A 16,148-nucleotide genomic window follows, 5' to 3' on the forward strand; every position below is an offset into this window, starting at 1 on the left:
GGGGGTAACGCCTTAAACCGCCCCATTCACGATGCTGAGCCGGTGCCATAAGGGGTTTCCGCACGGCCCGTCCGCAAAGCATCGCGGTGACGCGGCGGTTGCGACACGATTGATGATGCGATCTATATTCGGGACCGCTGCCTCGAATACTTCCGCATTCGGAGAAAATATTAGTGCCCGTCGGCTTCGATCGGGCGTGGTCGACGAAATCAGGCCTTGGCTGAGATCGCGCTTAGTTCCTCAAGATCGAGATCCCGTTCCAGTTCCTGCAACGTCTCGTCATCGATGTCACCGGCACGGTGGAGACGAATGAGTTCGCGGCGTCCGGTTGCAACCGCCTCGAGAACGACGTCGAAATGCGCATGCAGCACCGGGATATAATGCTCCGTTCTCGCGGCGTAATCGACGATCGCCGTGGCTCTGCGCTGGTATCGCTCCAGCAATTGAGGGTGGATTAGGTTTCCATCGGCGTCATATGCCAGATCTTGCACGGTGCCCAGCTGCGCCTGTGCCATGGCGGCTTCGGCCTGGCTCATAGTGAGACGCGCTCTTTCTGTCTCCGGTTCCACCAGCCGCGCCCAGCCGATAATCCGTCCCAATGTCGTTCCCTGCACGAGTACGGTACCGAGAATGACGGTAAATGATGTTGCGAGGATGAAGTCACGACCGGGGAATTCCCCGGGCAGGCTGAGTGCCAGGGCGAGCGTTACTACGCCGCGCACGCCCGCCCAGCTGAGAACGGTGGCGCCGCCGACGCCCAGCGGCCGGACCCGCGTGAAGCCCAGCGCAGCACAGAGACGGATGACGAGATCGGAGCCGAAGACCCAGGCAAACCGCGCGATCACCAGCGTCACGAGGATCGCCAGCATCGGCAGCCCCATGGTGGCGATCAGCGTGGCGAAACCGCCGCCGCGTTCGACCACGTCGCGGAGCGACAGCCCGATCAAGGTGAAGACCGAAGCCTCCATCAGGAAGATCATCACGGTCCAGAACGACGTGCCGCGCATGCGGGTTGCGGCCGAAAACACGGTATGCTGGTGCCAGGACGCGATCAGACCGGTGGTCACGGTGGCGATAACGCCGGAGACATGCAGCAACTCGCCGAGCAGATAGGAAATCCAGGCAAGCAGCACGGTGGCCGCAATGATGAGATATTCGTCGCCGAGCCGCCGGACGAATTTGACCCATGCCGTGCCCACGACGACGCCGACGACGGCGCCGCCGAGCGCCAGCACAAAGAGGCTGCCGGCCGCCTCACCGGCGCTGAAGGCTCCCGTTGCCGCGGCGGCAACGGCAAAACGGAAGAGAACGAGGCCGCTCGCGTCGTTGAGCAAGCTCTCGCCTTCCAGCAAGATCTGCAGCCGCCGCGGCAACCTTACACGTTCCAGCACCGCCCGCGCCGACACCGCGTCCGGCGGCGAAACGATCGCGCCGAGCGCCGCGCAGGCGGCCCAGGGAAGCGATGGAAAGAGAAGATGGGTGACGACGGCCACCACGGCGCAGGTGAAGAACACCGCTCCGACCGCCAACGAGGCGATGCCGATCATATGGCGCCGCAGCCGCACCAAAGCGATGGCCCAGGCGCCGTCCATCAAGAGAGGCGGCAGGAAGATGACGAGCACCAGCCCGGGATCGACCGATATCGCCGGCAGCCCCGGAACGAAGGCCAGCAAGGCGCCCCCGGCCAAGAGCGCCACGGATGGCGGCAATCGCAGCCTGTGGGCGGCATAATGCAGGGCGATGATCGCGAGAAACATCGCAATGACCAGCTCGAACAATTGGGTAGGTTCCATCTGCCTCTGCTCCAGCTTAGAAGTTGATTTCGGACGCCTACTACAGAATTTCCTGGATCAAAATTGATTCATCCTGAACTTGTCGCGGCGTCCATGCCAGCCCAGCACTGGTAGTCTTTTTGTCACGAAAAATTTGCACCGGCACAAATTTACTTGCCGTTCTCCAATGCGGCATATGTTTCTGCCTGTAAGCAAGTGGCGCAAGCGGGGAACCATGACTTCAACACATGCAGACAAAACGGGTGACGTCGGCGGCCGGGCCGGCTTTGTCGGATTGGTCGTCGGCGCAATCGGCGTCGTCTACGGCGATATCGGCACCAGCCCGCTCTATGCGTTCCGCGAGGCACTCAGGCCCTTTGCCGCCGATGGCATACACGAGCCGGAGGTGATCGGCCTGATTTCGCTGATGGTCTGGACGCTGACTGTCATCGTCACCTTCAAATATGTATTGTTCCTGCTCAGGGCGGACAATGACGGCGAAGGTGGCACCCTCTCGCTTCTTGCCCTCCTGATGAAAAAGATGGGACGAAACGTGCCGGTGCTGTTCTTTGCAGGCCTGATCGGCGCAGCCCTCTTCATCGGCGACGCGATGATCACGCCTGCCCTATCGGTCATGTCGGCGCTCGAAGGCCTGAAGCTGGTCACGCCAGCCTTCGCCGATTATGTCCCGCTCGCCTCGGCTGTGATCATGATCGTTCTCTTTGCCGCGCAGTCGAGGGGAACTGCAGCTGTCTCTATGTTTTTCGGGCCGATAACGGTCTTGTGGTTTCTGGCGATGGCCGCAGGTGGCCTGATCCACATCGGCGACGATTGGAGGATCCTGGCCGCGCTCAATCCGATCAACGCGCTCTCGTTCCTCGCCCATGCCGGCACAGTTGGCCTCATCGTGCTTGGCGCGGTGTTTCTGACGGTGACGGGTGCCGAAGCGCTCTATGCCGATCTCGGGCATTTCGGGCGGCGTCCCATCCAGACGGCATGGTTCGTGCTTGTCTTTCCGGCATTGCTCTTGAACTATATCGGTCAGGGCGCGCTGGTTCTCGCCCATCCCGAAACGGCAACCAACCCGTTCTTTCTGATGTATCCGGATTGGATCCTGCTGCCGGTGGTCATCCTGGCGACGATGGCGACCATTATCGCCAGCCAGGCTGTCATCACCGGCGCGTTTTCGCTGGCCCGCTCGGCGGTTCATCTCGGCTTCCTGCCGAGGCTGCGGATCAAATTCACCTCGGAGACCAACACCGGCCAGATCTATGTGCCGAGCGTCAATCTTCTCCTGCTGGTCGGCGTGCTGATGCTGATCTTTTCTTTCGGCGATTCCGAATCGCTGGCGACCGCCTACGGCATCTCGGTGACCGGAACCATGGTCATTTCGACCATGCTGGCCTTTCAATTCCTGCGGGCTGTCTGGGGCTACTCTCTGATGCTTGCCGTCATCCTGCTGCTGCCGCTCTTCATTATCGAGGTGTTGTTCCTGGCTGCCAATCTCTTGAAGATCCATGACGGCGGCTGGGTTCCAGTCGCCCTTGCCCTGGCGATCATGATCCTGATGTGGACATGGACCCGGGGACAGGCCTATCTGAAGAGACTGCGGGCCAACAACGAGATCCCGCTCGATTCCTTCATCCGGTCGATCGAACGAAAGTCGGAGCATTCGCCGGTGACCGTTCCGGGGACGGCGGTGTTCCTGACGAGCGTCCCCGATCGGACGCCGAGCGTCCTGCTCCACAACCTCAAGCACAACCACGTGCTCCACGAACAGAACGTCATCCTGACGGTTTGGACCGAAGACGAACCTTATGTCCCCGACAGCAGGCGCACCAAGATAAGCCAGCTCTCGCCGCGTTTCGTACGTCTCGATATCACCTTCGGTTTCATGGACGATCCCGATGTCACCAGGGCGCTGGCTCTCTGCAGAGAAGGAGGCTTCAAGTTCGAAATCATGAAGACCTCTTTTTATCTCGGCCGCCGGAACCTCGTGAGAACCCCGAATACCGGGCTGCCCGGTTGGCAGGAGCGCATATTCATGGCCTTGGAGGGCATTGCCATCGATCCGTCCGATTACTTCAACCTGCCATCAAACCGCGTTGTTGAACTCGGAGAGCAGGTTGCCATCTGAAGCATGATGGGGCGTCGCCTCATTTCGATCCGCGTGGATCATTGCCGCGATTTAACCGGGACTTCCAGTCGATCCCCTTTAGACACCGGGGTCTTCGGGAAAGGATGATTCATGAAGAGGCGAACCCTTGTGCTCGGCGGCGCTGCCATCGCGGCGTGATCATTGGCGGCGGCAGCCATCTGACCGCGGCGGCACGTCGCCATCGCCGCCAGGACATTCGACTGGAAGGCAACCGATTTCCTGAGCAGCGGCACGAAAGCGATCGCATGGGAAAAGCTGGCCGAGCCGCTCTTGCGCGCACGGCCGAACTGTGTCGCGACGCTCGCCCACCCCACCCATTTTTTAGAAAGTCGACCTCTTAAAAACCTCTTTGTCAATCATAAGCCATTGTATTGATTGAAATCGAGCGGCAAGGAGGTTTTTAAGCGGACAATTTTGGCCCGTCCTTTGAACCAGATCCAGCATCTCTGCGTACTTCTCTCGACAGCGGAGAAGCAGCAAAGGGAGGATGGCATGGCGAGGAAAGAAGTCGTCGCCCGCATCGCCGGACGCGCCGCCGAACAGGGGCTAGCCCGGTTGATGATGCGGTTGCCCGCGACACGGGCGACGATCAGGGCGGCTGCGGCGAACGATCCCGATCTCTACGAGATGTGCGGCACCTATGGCGAGGCCTGCGCCGTGCTCGACCTCATGCGCAGGGACAGGTCGGCCGATCCAGCGATCATCGCCGAATATGAGAGCATCTGCAGGGAGATCGAAGCCGAGGTCCTGCTGACCCTGCTCGGCGGGAACTAGATCAGCGCGTCCTCGGGACGGAGGATGACGCTCAGGACCAGCCCATCCTGATAATGCGAAGACTCCGGCGGCGGCGGGATCTCATGATGCCAGGAGGCATTGCCGCTTTCGCCGGCACCGAAGAGATCGGCTGCGTCAAAGGGACCGAAATGGTTGCGCTTGTCCGGCATCTCACCGCCCTTGTCCAAGCCATCATGGCCGAAGCGGTGAAGCAGAATGCTTTCGGAGGAGACGCCGTCATCGCCGAAGGCATTGCCGTGATGGCTGTTGTCCGCCTCGCTTTTCATCTTCGTCAGGCTGTCCTGCCCGGCATGGGCGCTGTCGGCTATCAGGCTGAGACTGGCCTCCGTGGCAACCAGACTATCGGCGCTGGCAAGCGTGACCGCGCTCTCGTCTACGGTCGTGTTGCCATAGACCGGAAAGGTGCCGGCGGCGATGATAGCAGGCGATATGCTGTAGGGCGTCACGTCGCTCGCGATGAAATTGTCGTGGAAGGAGCCGGAGGCAGGCCGGTCGACCTTTAGCGCCGCCTGCGTCAAATCGTCGAACAGGTTGCCGTAGATATCAATGCCCTCACGGACATAGCTGGTCGTCCCGGCGGAGGTGACCGCCACGCCCCAGACGCCGTCATGGATATAGTTGCCGGAGATATCGTAGTTGCGCGTATTGCCCGTGTCGCCGAGACCGATGGCGTAAGACCAGCTGTAGCCGCCATAGCCGGAGATATCATTGTCCTGGATGGCGATATTCGTGCCAGCCTGCGCGCTGATCCCGAAGCTGCCGCCGAGGATGGTGTTGCCCTCGATCACGGCCTCCATGGGCCGGATGAGCGTCAGCACGCCCTTTGGCGTCACCGCACCCGTCTGATCGAAATAATTGCCGCTGATGACGATGTTGCTGCTGTCGTTTATCTGGACGGCATCCGCCGCGGTGCCGTGGGCGTTGGTGACGGTGTTGTTGAGGAGAGTAACGCCGTTGATCTTCTCAATCCACATGCCGTCGCCGTTGACGTCGTTGATCGTGCTGTTTTCGATGGTGATGTTCGAACCGGTTCTGATGCTGATTGAACCAGCCTTGCCTGCCAAGCCGGTGTGGTCGACCTCGACATTATTGATCGTCCAGTTCGAAACATAACCGCCATAGATGGCCGCAGCGCCGGTGTCGGAGATCTTGATGTTCTCGATGACGATGTTCGAGGTGTAAAGGCTGTGAATGCCGTCGCCGGGGCTATGAATGACCGGAGCGTCGCCGATCCCGTAGCTGCCGATGGTGATCGGGGCGGCCACCGTGCCGGAATATTTGAGATCGAGCTGGTCGTTGAACACGCTTCCGGCGGCGAGAAGCACGCTGTCGCCCGGCTGTAGTTTTAGGTTCTCCACCGCCCAGAATGTTGCAAAGGGGGAATCCTCGCTCGTTCCGGTGTTCGCGTTGGAGCCGGTCGCTGAATTTACATAATAGACTGTCATGTCGCCTTATTCTCACATTGTCGCGCAGTCGATTGGCTCGACTGTAACGAGTGGATCGGATGTGGTCGGGACTAAGGCCGAAGAGGCCTCAATGCTGTGGTTACAGCGATCGAAGGCCATCGGCCTGACTTGGTCCCGAGAAGCGCCTGGCGGTGGCGGCATCTTTAAGACTACAACCTTAACGAAAATAATCCACCAAACAACGACCGAAAGGTGAATGAACAGTATCGGATTGCCTGCGAGGAAGAGCTCTTGAAATGGTATTGACCGAGGTTTTACCTGTTCCCGGTGCACTTCGAATGCAATTGTGGCTCATCTTGAGACACCGCAATGTTCCGAAGGCAAAGGCGGGTGAGAACGCCAGACACGTTTACCCATCGATGCACTATCAGGGCGCAATTTTGGTGAATGTTGCGCTCATTCGGCCGCGGCCTGGTCGTCAATCCAGTCCCGCAGCAGTAAAGCGGCCGGCTGCCGCTCATGAAACCCCGGAAATTATCCGGGATTTCTCTTTTGTTCAGTTCCGGCCCCGCACCCTCAGCTCAGCAAGCTATCCATATGGAGGTAGACAGTCAGCGTATCGCCATCGCTGTGGTACGAGTTTCCATCGTCGATCCCGTAGCTGAAGGTCTCGCTCACATGTCCGTCTTGGTCATTGGTGGGGAGCTTCGTTTCATCGAGCGTGTAGGCATAGTTGCCCTCCGGGTCCACGTGAATGACGCCGTAGTCGCCGGTCAGCGTCAGGCCGTCCTTGCCGACGCCTTCATCACCGAAGCGGCGCAGAACCAGGGTCCCGTTATCGGAGGTGTCGTTTTCGAGGAGATTGCCGCGGTGGGCGTCGCCCGTATCGGTGATGATCTTCAAATTGTCGTGCACGGCGACAACCGCCGGATCCGCCGGCGCCTCCGTGACTGCGGCAGTCGTGACAACCGGGCTCGCCAGCGCCGTCTCGACATTAGCGACCGTATGGTTGTTGCTGACGGTGAAGGTGTGCGCGTCGACGATCGAAGGCGATATGTTGGTGGCGTTGGTGCCGCTCTCGATCGTATTGTTGGAGAAGGAGCCGGAGGCCGGTCTGTCGACCTTCAGCGCCGACTGTGAGAGGTCGTCGAAGACATTGTCGTGGACCTTGATATTCGTGCGGGTATAGCTGGGAGCGTCGGCTGGCGCGGTGATGACCACGCCCCACGCGCCATCGTGGATGTGGTTGCCCGCAATATCGTAGTCTCTCGTATTGCCTTCGTCACCGAGACCGACGGCGAAGGACCAGCTGTAACCGTGAAATTCCGATATATCGTTGTCGCGGATGGCGACGTTCTTGCCCGCTTGCGCGCTGATGCCGAAGCCGCCGCCACTCAGCGTATTGTTCTCGACCACTGCGTTCTCCGGTCTGATGAGCACAAGGACGCCCTTGGGGCTATCGGCATTCGTCTGGTCGAGATGATTGCCTCGGATCAGGATGTTGCTGCTGTCGTTCACCTGGACGGCATCCGCCTTGGCGCCGTGGCTGTTCGTCACCGTATTGTTGAGAAGTTTGAAGCCCTCGACCTTGTCGATCCAGACGCCGTCGCCCTTAGCGCCCGAAATCGTGCTGTTTTCGATCGTGATGTTCTTGCTGTTGCGGAAATTCATGGCGCCTGTTTCGCCCGACAATCCTGACTTGTCGACTTCGACATGGCGAACTGTCCAATTCGAGACACTGCCACCAGAGATGGCCGAACCCCCGCTATTGGATATTTTGAGGTTCTCGACCACGATGTTCGACGCATAGAGACTATGAATGCCGTCGCCGCCGCTGTGGATGACGGGTGCCGCACCCGTCCCGTAACTGCCGATCTTGATCGGCGCACTGTCAGTGCCGGAATATTTGATATCGAACTGCTCGTTGAACACGCTGCCCTTGGCGAGGAGCACGCTGTCGCCCGGTTTCAGCTTCAAGGATTCCACTTTGGACAAAGTCGCAAAAGCCGATGTCTGGTTCGTTCCGCTGTTGCGGTCGGAGCCGGTCGCTGAGTTCACATAGTAGATTGTCATATCACCAATGTTGCCCTGTTCGTCGGATCGTTTTGCAGCCACGGAGATCGACCGATATCGGCCGACCGGATGCGGCGCGGGCAACCGTCCACGGCAAGAAGGCGAGAAGATGGTGTCAATGCGGCAGCGGGCCGGTTTAACGGTCTTATCCCACTGTCGATGGCGGCGGCATCCGCAAGGTGCTGAAAAGCCACAACTCAGGCCAAGAAAGCAGCGACTTTGAGGCGAACAAATCAAGGAAACTGCGCGGGGGACGTACCTCATCTTCAGGATGTGCCCCGGTGATTCTGCCCTCGCTTGGGTTCCTCTCCAGCGGCATCGCATACCGATCGGCCCTTATCCTGAGGGTGATAGTCGCGAGGCGATTCACCCCCTCGCCCGCAGCGCCGCCCCCAGCGGCAGCCGCGTTGCTGCGAGCGCCGGCAAAGCGCCGCCGATCACGCCGATCGCCAGCCCCAGCAGCCCAGCGGTCAGGATAACGTCGGGCGTCACATTGAGCTGAAAAGCCATCTTGGTATTGTTTGCGCCCATCGTGCTCGCCTGCCAGCCATCGAAGGCGATCATGGAACCAACGACGCCGAAGACCGCACCCGCCGCCGATAGGAGCACCGCCTCCACCCAGGTGGCAGCGAAGACCGGCAGGCGGGCAAAGCCCAGGAGCCGCAGCGTGGCGATTTCGACGGCACGGTCGGAGACCGAACTCATCATCGTGTTTAGCGTCCCGGCCATCGCGCCGATGGCCATCAAGAGCGCGATCGGCCAACCGAACAGACGGATCAGGTTTTCGGTGCGCTCCGCCTGTGCCGCATAGAGTTCGGCCTCGGAAACCGCGGTGAGCGGCGGTCCGGAGAGACCGGACAGTCGCGCGCGCAACGCCGCCAGTCCGCCCGCGCCGTCGAGCCGCAGCCGCAGGCTCTGCACCTGCCCCAGCCGGTCGAAGGCCGACTGCACCGCTTCCAGATCCGCCCAGATCTCGGATTCGAAGGCGCTGCCGCCCGAAGTGAAGCGGCCGGCGACCTTCCAGTCGACCGCGCCGAGCCGCACCGTCTCACCGACGGCAAAGCCAAATATCTCGGCGATACGGGCGCCGACGACGATCTCCCGCGCGCCAGGCGTAAACAGCCGCCCCTGCGAAAGCCGGGCGCGCTGGCGCAGGCCAGGCCCTGCCGCATCCATGCCCCTGAGCGACAGCGTCTGCTCGCCGTCGCGTCCCCTGATATCGATCGGAACAACGATCTCGCGCGACAGCGCCGGTCCGCCGGCGCCGTCGCGGGCAATACCGGTATCGCCGCTCATGGCGGCCAGGCTCCGGATCGCCTCGGCCGGCACATCCGAGCCGGTTTCCTGGTTGGTGCCGCCGCCGAGAATGACAGCGATACCGGGCGATCCTGCGCCTGCAAGCGCGCCTTCGAAGCCGCGCGCCATCGCCAGAAAGCCCGCGAGCACCGCCACGACGAGGCCAACGGAGAGCACCATCGACAGCGAGATCGCGAGCCGCCGCGGCAGGCTGCCGAGGTTGACTTTGATCATGAGAAAGATCTGCTTGAGCGTTGACCACATTGGACTATCTCGTTCTGAGGGCGTTAACGATAGGCAGGCGCATGGCGTTAAGGGCGGGCAATAGCCCGGTCAGCAAACCGAGACCGACAATGATGGCGAGGGATTTTATGAACACCTCGCCGCCGAGGACGAGGCCGAGTGCCGGCCCGATCAGATAGGTTGCGAGCTTGGCGAGGATGAGACCGCCCGCGCCGCCGACGGCGAAGATGAACAGCGTCTCACCGAGGATGAGCGCCACGATCCGCCCGCTGGAAAATCCGAGCACCTTCATGACGCCGATTTCGAATCGACGCTCCCTCACCGCGAACAGCATGGTGTTGATCGATATCATCAGGATCGTCACGAAGGTCGCGCTGACGACGAGGCTGACGATCAGGCCGACATCGGCGAATTGCCGCAGGAAGGCTTCGAGGAACTGCTTTTCCGATTGGGTCCTTGTCTGCGCCGCCGAATTGGCGAAGAGCGCGTCGATCCGCGCCGCAAGCATCCCGGATGAAACACCGTCGCGCGGGCGCACAACGAAGGCGTCGACGGTATCCTTGTCCCTGGCGCGGGCGGCATTGATCGTGTCGTAGCGGGCGAGCATGAAATAGGTGTCCGTGCTGGCATCGGCGCCCTCGAAGATGCCCGATATCACGAAGCTCCAGTTCCGGGTGCCGTCAGCCTTCATAATCTGGCTGGTGACGCCGATGCGCTGGCCGAGCGACCAGCCTTGCGTCTCAGCCAACGCCCTGCCGACCAGCACCCGATCACGACCCTCTTCCAGCGTTGCCATGAGCTCCGGCGTCAGCCCCAACTCCTCGCCATTGGCGTCGGCGATGGCTCGCGGATCGACGGCGCTGACGACAACCACGTTTTTCTCGACATCGATGAAACCGCGCATGCGCGTGGTATAGGCAACGGCCGCGACATCGCTCTGGGCCGAGATCCTGTTCAGATAAGCCAGAGGCAGCGGCAGCCCCCGGCCGGATTTGTTGAAGACGCCGAGCAGATTGTCGCTGGCGCCCGCCGCCCCCTGGCTGCCGCTGACGAAGCTCGCCGTCAGCCCATAGATCAGGAAGGCGATGCCGACCGAAAACATCAGGAGTACGGCGCGCAGCCGCTTGCGCCAGGCATTGCGTCGCATCAGTTCGAAGAAGGTCATCGGATCGCCCCCTCGGTGAACTCGCCCTTGTTGAGAGTGAGCGTGCGCCGGGCAAAGGCCGCCGCTTCCGGATCGTGCGTGACCATGACGATGGTCTTGCGAAGCTCGCTATTGAGGAAGCCAAGTATCTCAAGGATGTCATTGGCCGATTTCCGGTCGAGATCGCCGGTCGGCTCGTCGCAGAGGATGAGATCTGGATCGCCGACGATGGCGCGGGCAATGCCGACACGCTGCTGTTGGCCGCCGGACATGCTCGACGGAAACTGCCGCTGCCGTCCGGCAAGCCCGACGAGATCCATGACCGTATCGACGCGGGCGCGCCGCTCCTTGCGCCCGAGCGGCTTTAGGAGCAGCGGCAGCTCGATATTCTCCGCCGCATTCAGCATCGGCAGCAGATTGTAGAACTGAAAGACGATGCCCATGCTGTGCGCCCGCCAGGCGGCTCTGGCGCCCTCGCCCATCTGTTCGAGATGGCTGCGGCCGATCCGTATCTCGCCGGCGTCGGGGCTGTCGATGCCGCCGAGCATATTGAGCAGCGTCGATTTCCCTGAACCCGATGGCCCCATGACCGCAACGAAATCGCCGGGCGGAATGGAAAGATCGAGGCCTGAGAAGATCGGAATTGTCGCCGCCCCGATCCTGAAGGATTTCTTCACGCCGGCAAGGGCGATGTAGGGTTCACGCGTGTGGGTCATGGTTCTGCTCCTTGGTGATTGCTTATCGATAGTCCGCCGCGGCCTGGGAAGCGGTGGCCAGCCCCGCCGTTCGAGGCGCCTTCGGGGCAGTGAGGCCGGAGAGAAGGTGGCAGCCACACAGCTCACTGATCAGCGCTCTCCGTGAGGGGCCACCGAAGGACTAGGGCGGGTGATGGGCACCCGCGCCTCCTCCTGACCCACCACGAGCCGAATGCGCGCCGCCATCGCCGGCCGCATTCCCGAAGGCGGCGAAGCGAGCGACAGGCGCAGCGTTACCGTCCCCTTCTCCCGCGAAATTGCGGGGGCGATCTTCGACACCGCGACGGCAAACGGCTGATCGGGGAAACCGTCGAGCACCGCCTCGCCGGCAAGCCCCGGCCGCATCAGTGCGATATTGGCTTCGGCCACATCGGCATCGATGATCAGACTTTCCGTGTCGGTAATGACAAGCAGGCTTTCATTCTCCCGCACGCTGTCCTCGCGCGACAACACCGTGTCGCCGACATGGGCATCAAGCCGTGTGACGGTACCAGAAATCGGCGCCCGCACCGTCAGCGCCTCGACCTGTTCACGCGCCCTGTCGATATCGAGCTTGGCCCTTTCGACATCCTGGCGCGCTTGCAGGGCGGCATTGTCTGCCGTAGCGAAAGCTGTTTTCGCCTCCTCCAGCGCCTGCGCCGACATCGCATCTCGTCCGGCCAGCCGCTCGATGCGGGCAAGCGACGACCGTGCCTGCGCAAGCCCGATATTCCTTGCATCGAGCGCGAGCTCCGCCGCCCGACGCGATATCTCCGCGTTTCGAAACGCAAACCGGGCACCGGTATCGTCGAGCTGCACGAGCACCTGCCCGGCCACCACCCGATCACCGGCCTCGACCTCGACCTCCACGATCCGGCCCTCATATTTGGAAAAGACGGTGGCGACATCGGGCGCCACGACATAACCGGAGCCGGTAATCTCCCGGATCGACGCCGTCGCAGCCCCGATCGGCGGTGCGTCAGCCCTTGCCGGCGCCTCTCCGCCGCTCGCCGATATCGCAGGCTCTCCGCCCGCAAGCTTTGCAAACCCGGTTTCGATGCGCTCCACCACATTTGTCGGATAGAGAAGAACCGCCGCCAGCGCTGCCGCCGCAGCCAGGGCCAGCATTCCGGGAATCACGCGCCGCCGGACTTTGCGCTCCGACGGCTCTGTCTTGAAGGCCGCGGGCTCGATCGAAAGCGATCGCAGCTTGGCGGCAAGATCTCGTTCATGTTCCGATGTAGTGTTCATGCCGACAGAATGGCCGACGACAACAAAGCCGCGACCTCGAACACGTTTCTGACAGTCCTCGATCGCGATTGAGTACGCGGCGCGGCAATGCAGCCGAGCCAGCCCTCATATGGTGAGGGTGAGAAGCGATCCGCGAAGCGGAGCAATCGATCCTGTGAATCGATCGCAGTGACGAACGCAGGGTCGTCTCGAACCACGAGAGCGGGTGATTGCCTGGGCGCGGGCTGCAAGGCAGATCACCTCAACAGGTCGGACCCGCTTTCTTCTGCCGCCAGGCAACCGGCGTCATATCGGTCACCCGGCGGAATTCGCGGTTGAAGTTGGACTTGGTCTGAAAGCCGACGTCGAACATCACCTCGGTGACCGATTTCTCGGTATCGGCAAGCAGCCGGCAGGCCTCGCCGATCCTGTAATCATTGACATATTGCGAGACGTTCTTGTCCATCGCCCGGTTGATCGCTGCCGATATCTGGCGGGCGGGAATGCCGGCCTTGCGGGCGAGCCGATCGAGATTGAGATTGGCGTCGTGATAGAGCTTCTTTGCCTCCATCAGCGCATCGACCGCCGCGATCGTCTCCTTGTCCTCGATCGTTTCGGGCCTCGGCGTCATCTCCACCGTTTCGGCAGGCGCCCGGCTTCGGCTGGCCGCCGCCGCCGCAATGCCGAGGATGACGAGGATGGCGAGATTGCTGACGCTGATCAGCGTCATCGCATGCGCGCCATGTGCCCAGGTGAAATCGAGGAACACGAAGATGTCGACTGCTGCCGACAAGCACAGCGCCGCCGCCGCGAAGATGATCGCCCGATAGGCCGGCACCGCCCCCTCGAAGGGCGCAAGCCGCAGCGCATCCGCGCCCGGCCGCATCAGAAGCAGGATCGCCACGGCATAACCGACAAAAACAAGCACCAGCGCGATATCAATCGTATCTCGCCGGAAGGTGATCAATAGCAGGATGACTGCGGCCGGCACGGCATGCAGCGCAATCCGCGCTGGCAGCGACCGCCGGCTCGTCCTCACCAGCCTGGAAACTCCTGCATAGGTAAGCGGCGGTACCATCGCCGCGATGACAGGCGCGACCATGCTGACCGCCTGCACTCCGTAGCCCCAGCGCAGGCCGGAGAGGATGGATAACAGGACACTGAGCAGGATCAGCGCCAGAAATGGCCGGTTCGGTGCCGCCTCCTCTTCCCGCCTGAGGACGGTGACGAACAGGATGAGCAGCAGAAGGGCGACGACGAAGGGAAGCGGAATGAACAGCATGGCCTGGCGGGATCGGAGTGGCGGACAGATACCATCATTGCCGAGATCGCAACCCGGCGCGACCTCCATCGTGTTCTAGGACCTGTTTCGGATGCGATTTTTTTGTGAACGGCACGGGATACCGGCCTTCGGTGTAAAGGCCAGTCCGAAGTGACGTTGACGATGGCGGCGCCCGGCCAATATCCGGCCAGCAATCTTTCGACGGAATTCTTACAAGACAGTTTTCGCTTCGAAATCAAGGGGAAAGCATGACCGTGAAACTGTCGTCTCGGTCGCGTCCCCGCCCTCCAATCTCAACCAGACGGGTGCTGCAAAGAGCCCAGGAACGCGAGAACTCGGCTGGTCAGGAGCGCCGTCGCGTCCGCGTCGTAGGACGGGAGCGAGCTGTCGGCAAAGTAATGCTGGTCGCCTGGGTAGAGGAAAAGTTCCGCGTCCTCGACCGTCTCGACGATCTCGCGAGCGGCGTCGATATCGCCCTCGCCTGCGAAGATCGGATCCTTGTCCATCCCGTGGATCTGAACCGGGACACCCTCCGGCCAGGGTCCGAAGGCCCATTTTCCGCTGATCGGCAGGCAGGAATAGAAGAACAAGGCGCCACGGGCTCCGGGCCGTGTCTGTGCCAGCTTCTGCGCCGGCAGCACACCGAAGGAGAACCCGGCATAAACGAGCGCGGCAGGCAGTTCGTCAGCGATGCGCACGCCGCGCTCCCTCATCTCGTCGAAGCCGATCGCACCGATATAGGCGAGGCCCTCATCGATGCTGGCGAAGGTGCGTCCACCGAACAGATCAGGGGTGTGCACGATGTGGCCGGCCGCCCTCAAATCGTCGGCGAATGCGCGGATGCCCGGGGTCAGCCCCTGGGCATGGTGGAACAACAAGACTTCAGCCATACAAAACCTTCTCCCGACGATCGGTATCTACGGCGTAGCCCCGAAGAAGGCGAGCCGGGTGAAAATCGTGTAGTCCGCTTCCGACACCATCAGCGCCACGAAGACCAGCACCAGCAACGGCGGCAGCAGGATCGCATAGACCAGCGCCAGCCTTTCCCAGGCCATGTGCATGAAGACGGCGACGATGAGGCCGGCTTTCAGCATCATGAAGACGAGGATCAGCGTCCATCTTGGATAACCCTGGATGCCGAGGTAATCGACCATGTAGGAGAGGGCGCTGAGCACGAAAAGCAGGCCCCAGACGAGGAGATAGAGCCGGATCGGGTGCTGCTGCCCGGCATGTGCCTGTGCATCCACCGTTTGGGTTTGCGCGTGTGCCGTTGTCTCGCTCATGACGACCTCACCACAGATAGAAAAACGCGAAGATGAAGACCCAGACGAGGTCGACGAAGTGCCAGTAGAGGCCCATGATCTCGACGGCCTCGTAGCGCCCTTTCCGGCTGGTGAAAAAGCCGCGCCGTTCCACGTCGAAATCGCCCCGCCAGACCTTGCGGGCGACGATGAGGAGGAAGATGACGCCGATCGTGACGTGGGTGCCGTGAAAACCCGTGATCATGAAGAAGGTCGATCCGAACTGCGCCGCGCCCCATGGATTTTCCCAGGGCCGCACGCCTTCGGTGATGAGCTTCGTCCACTCGAAGGCCTGCATGCCGACGAAGGTTGCCCCGAGAAGGGCCGTCAGAATCATTAGGCCAGCCGTCTTCCCGCGGTCGCGGCGATAGCCGAAATTGACCGCCATTGCCATGGTGCCACTGCTCGATATCAGCACGAAGGTCATGATCGCGATCAGGATCAGCGGAACGTTCTGGCCGCCGATATGGAGCCCGAAGACCTCGCTGGGATTGGGCCATGCGACCGGCGTCGACATTCGGGCAGTCATATAGGCGATCAGGAAACAGCCGAAGACGAAGGTGTCGCTGAGCAGAAAGATCCACATCATCGCCTTGCCCCAGGACGCAGTCTTGAAGGCGCGCTGATCCGAGCTGAAATCGGCGGCGACACCGCGCAGGCCCGATTGCCTGAGGCCGGGTTCCCCGTGTGGCTGGACAGTTTGTGCCATCTGCA

Annotated in this window: 13 protein-coding genes and 1 pseudogene; 3 read left to right on the forward strand and 11 right to left on the reverse strand. The window is 61.5% G+C overall.

Features of this window, described 5'->3' with window-relative positions; all coding sequences use genetic code 11:
• Positions 1 to 209: 209 nt before the first annotated feature.
• Positions 210 to 1,793 carry a Na+/H+ antiporter gene (locus J0663_RS00525; RefSeq protein ID WP_207242556.1) on the reverse strand — a complete coding sequence of 528 codons (1,584 nt, stop codon included), beginning with the start codon at positions 1,791 to 1,793 and terminating at the stop codon, positions 210 to 212.
• Positions 1,794 to 2,007: 214 nt separating this feature from the next.
• Between J0663_RS00525 and J0663_RS00530 the strand changes: the two genes are divergently transcribed.
• The 3 genes and pseudogenes from J0663_RS00530 (at position 2,008) to J0663_RS00540 (ending at position 4,704) form a co-directional block, all read left to right on the forward strand.
• A complete protein-coding gene (locus tag J0663_RS00530) occupies positions 2,008 to 3,909 on the forward strand; it encodes a potassium transporter Kup (protein WP_207242557.1) in 1,902 nt (633 codons plus the stop codon).
• A 162-nt stretch (positions 3,910 to 4,071) separates the two neighbouring features.
• Positions 4,072 to 4,236: pseudogene (locus tag J0663_RS31115) on the forward strand (protocatechuate 3,4-dioxygenase); the annotation flags it as partial.
• A gap of 186 nt (positions 4,237 to 4,422) precedes the next feature.
• Complete coding sequence (locus J0663_RS00540) at positions 4,423 to 4,704, forward strand: nodulation protein (protein ID WP_207242559.1); 282 nt, start codon at positions 4,423 to 4,425, stop codon at positions 4,702 to 4,704.
• On the opposite strand, the gene J0663_RS00545 is transcribed toward J0663_RS00540, so the two are convergent.
• The 10 genes from J0663_RS00545 to J0663_RS00590 all read right to left on the reverse strand — a co-directional run bounded on the left by J0663_RS00545 (position 4,701) and on the right by J0663_RS00590 (position 16,143).
• A complete protein-coding gene (locus J0663_RS00545; protein ID WP_207242560.1) occupies positions 4,701 to 6,170 on the reverse strand; it encodes a right-handed parallel beta-helix repeat-containing protein in 1,470 nt (489 codons plus the stop codon). The two genes, J0663_RS00540 and J0663_RS00545, sit on opposite strands and share 4 nt — an antisense overlap.
• Positions 6,171 to 6,707: 537 nt before the next feature.
• Positions 6,708 to 8,204, reverse strand: a complete 1,497-nt coding sequence (locus J0663_RS00550; RefSeq protein WP_207242561.1) for a right-handed parallel beta-helix repeat-containing protein — start codon at positions 8,202 to 8,204, stop codon at positions 6,708 to 6,710.
• Between the two features lie 366 nt (positions 8,205 to 8,570).
• Positions 8,571 to 9,764: an ABC transporter permease gene (locus tag J0663_RS00555; protein WP_207242562.1), complete on the reverse strand. Its 1,194-nt coding sequence runs from the start codon at positions 9,762 to 9,764 to the stop codon at positions 8,571 to 8,573.
• Positions 9,765 to 9,768: 4 nt separating this feature from the next.
• Complete coding sequence (locus J0663_RS00560; protein ID WP_207242563.1) at positions 9,769 to 10,908, reverse strand: ABC transporter permease; 1,140 nt, start codon at positions 10,906 to 10,908, stop codon at positions 9,769 to 9,771.
• Entirely contained in the window at positions 10,905 to 11,603 is a 699-nt protein-coding gene (locus J0663_RS00565) for an ABC transporter ATP-binding protein (RefSeq protein ID WP_207242564.1), read from the reverse strand. Before J0663_RS00565 ends, J0663_RS00560 begins: the two co-directional genes overlap by 4 nt.
• 129 nt (positions 11,604 to 11,732) lie before the next feature.
• Complete coding sequence (locus J0663_RS00570; protein WP_207244389.1) at positions 11,733 to 12,965, reverse strand: efflux RND transporter periplasmic adaptor subunit; 1,233 nt, start codon at positions 12,963 to 12,965, stop codon at positions 11,733 to 11,735.
• 148 nt (positions 12,966 to 13,113) lie between these two features.
• Positions 13,114 to 14,133 (reverse strand): helix-turn-helix domain-containing protein, encoded by a 1,020-nt coding sequence (locus tag J0663_RS00575; protein ID WP_246590342.1) that lies wholly within the window; start codon positions 14,131 to 14,133, stop codon positions 13,114 to 13,116.
• Between the two features lie 293 nt (positions 14,134 to 14,426).
• Complete coding sequence (locus J0663_RS00580; RefSeq protein WP_207242566.1) at positions 14,427 to 15,023, reverse strand: dienelactone hydrolase family protein; 597 nt, start codon at positions 15,021 to 15,023, stop codon at positions 14,427 to 14,429.
• 27 nt (positions 15,024 to 15,050) lie between these two features.
• Positions 15,051 to 15,416, reverse strand: coding sequence for a cytochrome C oxidase subunit IV family protein (locus tag J0663_RS00585; RefSeq protein WP_207242567.1), 366 nt, complete (start codon positions 15,414 to 15,416; stop codon positions 15,051 to 15,053).
• 7 nt (positions 15,417 to 15,423) lie between these two features.
• Positions 15,424 to 16,143: a heme-copper oxidase subunit III family protein gene (locus tag J0663_RS00590; protein ID WP_207242568.1), complete on the reverse strand. Its 720-nt coding sequence runs from the start codon at positions 16,141 to 16,143 to the stop codon at positions 15,424 to 15,426.
• Between the last annotated feature and the right edge of the window lie 5 nt (positions 16,144 to 16,148).

The sequence above is a fragment of the Rhizobium lentis genome, from assembly GCF_017352135.1.
Lineage (GTDB): Bacteria > Pseudomonadota > Alphaproteobacteria > Rhizobiales > Rhizobiaceae > Rhizobium > Rhizobium lentis.

Excerpts from the sequence above, each read along its gene's own strand:
- J0663_RS00545 (WP_207242560.1), bottom strand. The coding sequence starts at position 6,170 with ATGACAGTCTATTATGTAAATTCAGCGACCGGCTCCAACGCGAACACC.
- J0663_RS00575 (WP_246590342.1), bottom strand. The coding sequence starts at position 14,133 with ATGCTGTTCATTCCGCTTCCCTTCGTCGTCGCCCTTCTGCTGCTCATC.
- J0663_RS00590 (WP_207242568.1), bottom strand. The coding sequence starts at position 16,143 with ATGGCACAAACTGTCCAGCCACACGGGGAACCCGGCCTCAGGCAATCG.
- J0663_RS00540 (WP_207242559.1), top strand. The coding sequence starts at position 4,423 with ATGGCGAGGAAAGAAGTCGTCGCCCGCATCGCCGGACGCGCCGCCGAA.
- J0663_RS00565 (WP_207242564.1), bottom strand. The coding sequence starts at position 11,603 with ATGACCCACACGCGTGAACCCTACATCGCCCTTGCCGGCGTGAAGAAA.
- J0663_RS00585 (WP_207242567.1), bottom strand. The coding sequence starts at position 15,416 with ATGAGCGAGACAACGGCACACGCGCAAACCCAAACGGTGGATGCACAG.
- J0663_RS00555 (WP_207242562.1), bottom strand. The coding sequence starts at position 9,764 with ATGTGGTCAACGCTCAAGCAGATCTTTCTCATGATCAAAGTCAACCTC.
- J0663_RS00580 (WP_207242566.1), bottom strand. The coding sequence starts at position 15,023 with ATGGCTGAAGTCTTGTTGTTCCACCATGCCCAGGGGCTGACCCCGGGC.
- J0663_RS00560 (WP_207242563.1), bottom strand. The coding sequence starts at position 10,908 with ATGACCTTCTTCGAACTGATGCGACGCAATGCCTGGCGCAAGCGGCTG.
- J0663_RS00530 (WP_207242557.1), top strand. The coding sequence starts at position 2,008 with ATGACTTCAACACATGCAGACAAAACGGGTGACGTCGGCGGCCGGGCC.
- J0663_RS00550 (WP_207242561.1), bottom strand. The coding sequence starts at position 8,204 with ATGACAATCTACTATGTGAACTCAGCGACCGGCTCCGACCGCAACAGC.
- J0663_RS00525 (WP_207242556.1), bottom strand. The coding sequence starts at position 1,793 with ATGGAACCTACCCAATTGTTCGAGCTGGTCATTGCGATGTTTCTCGCG.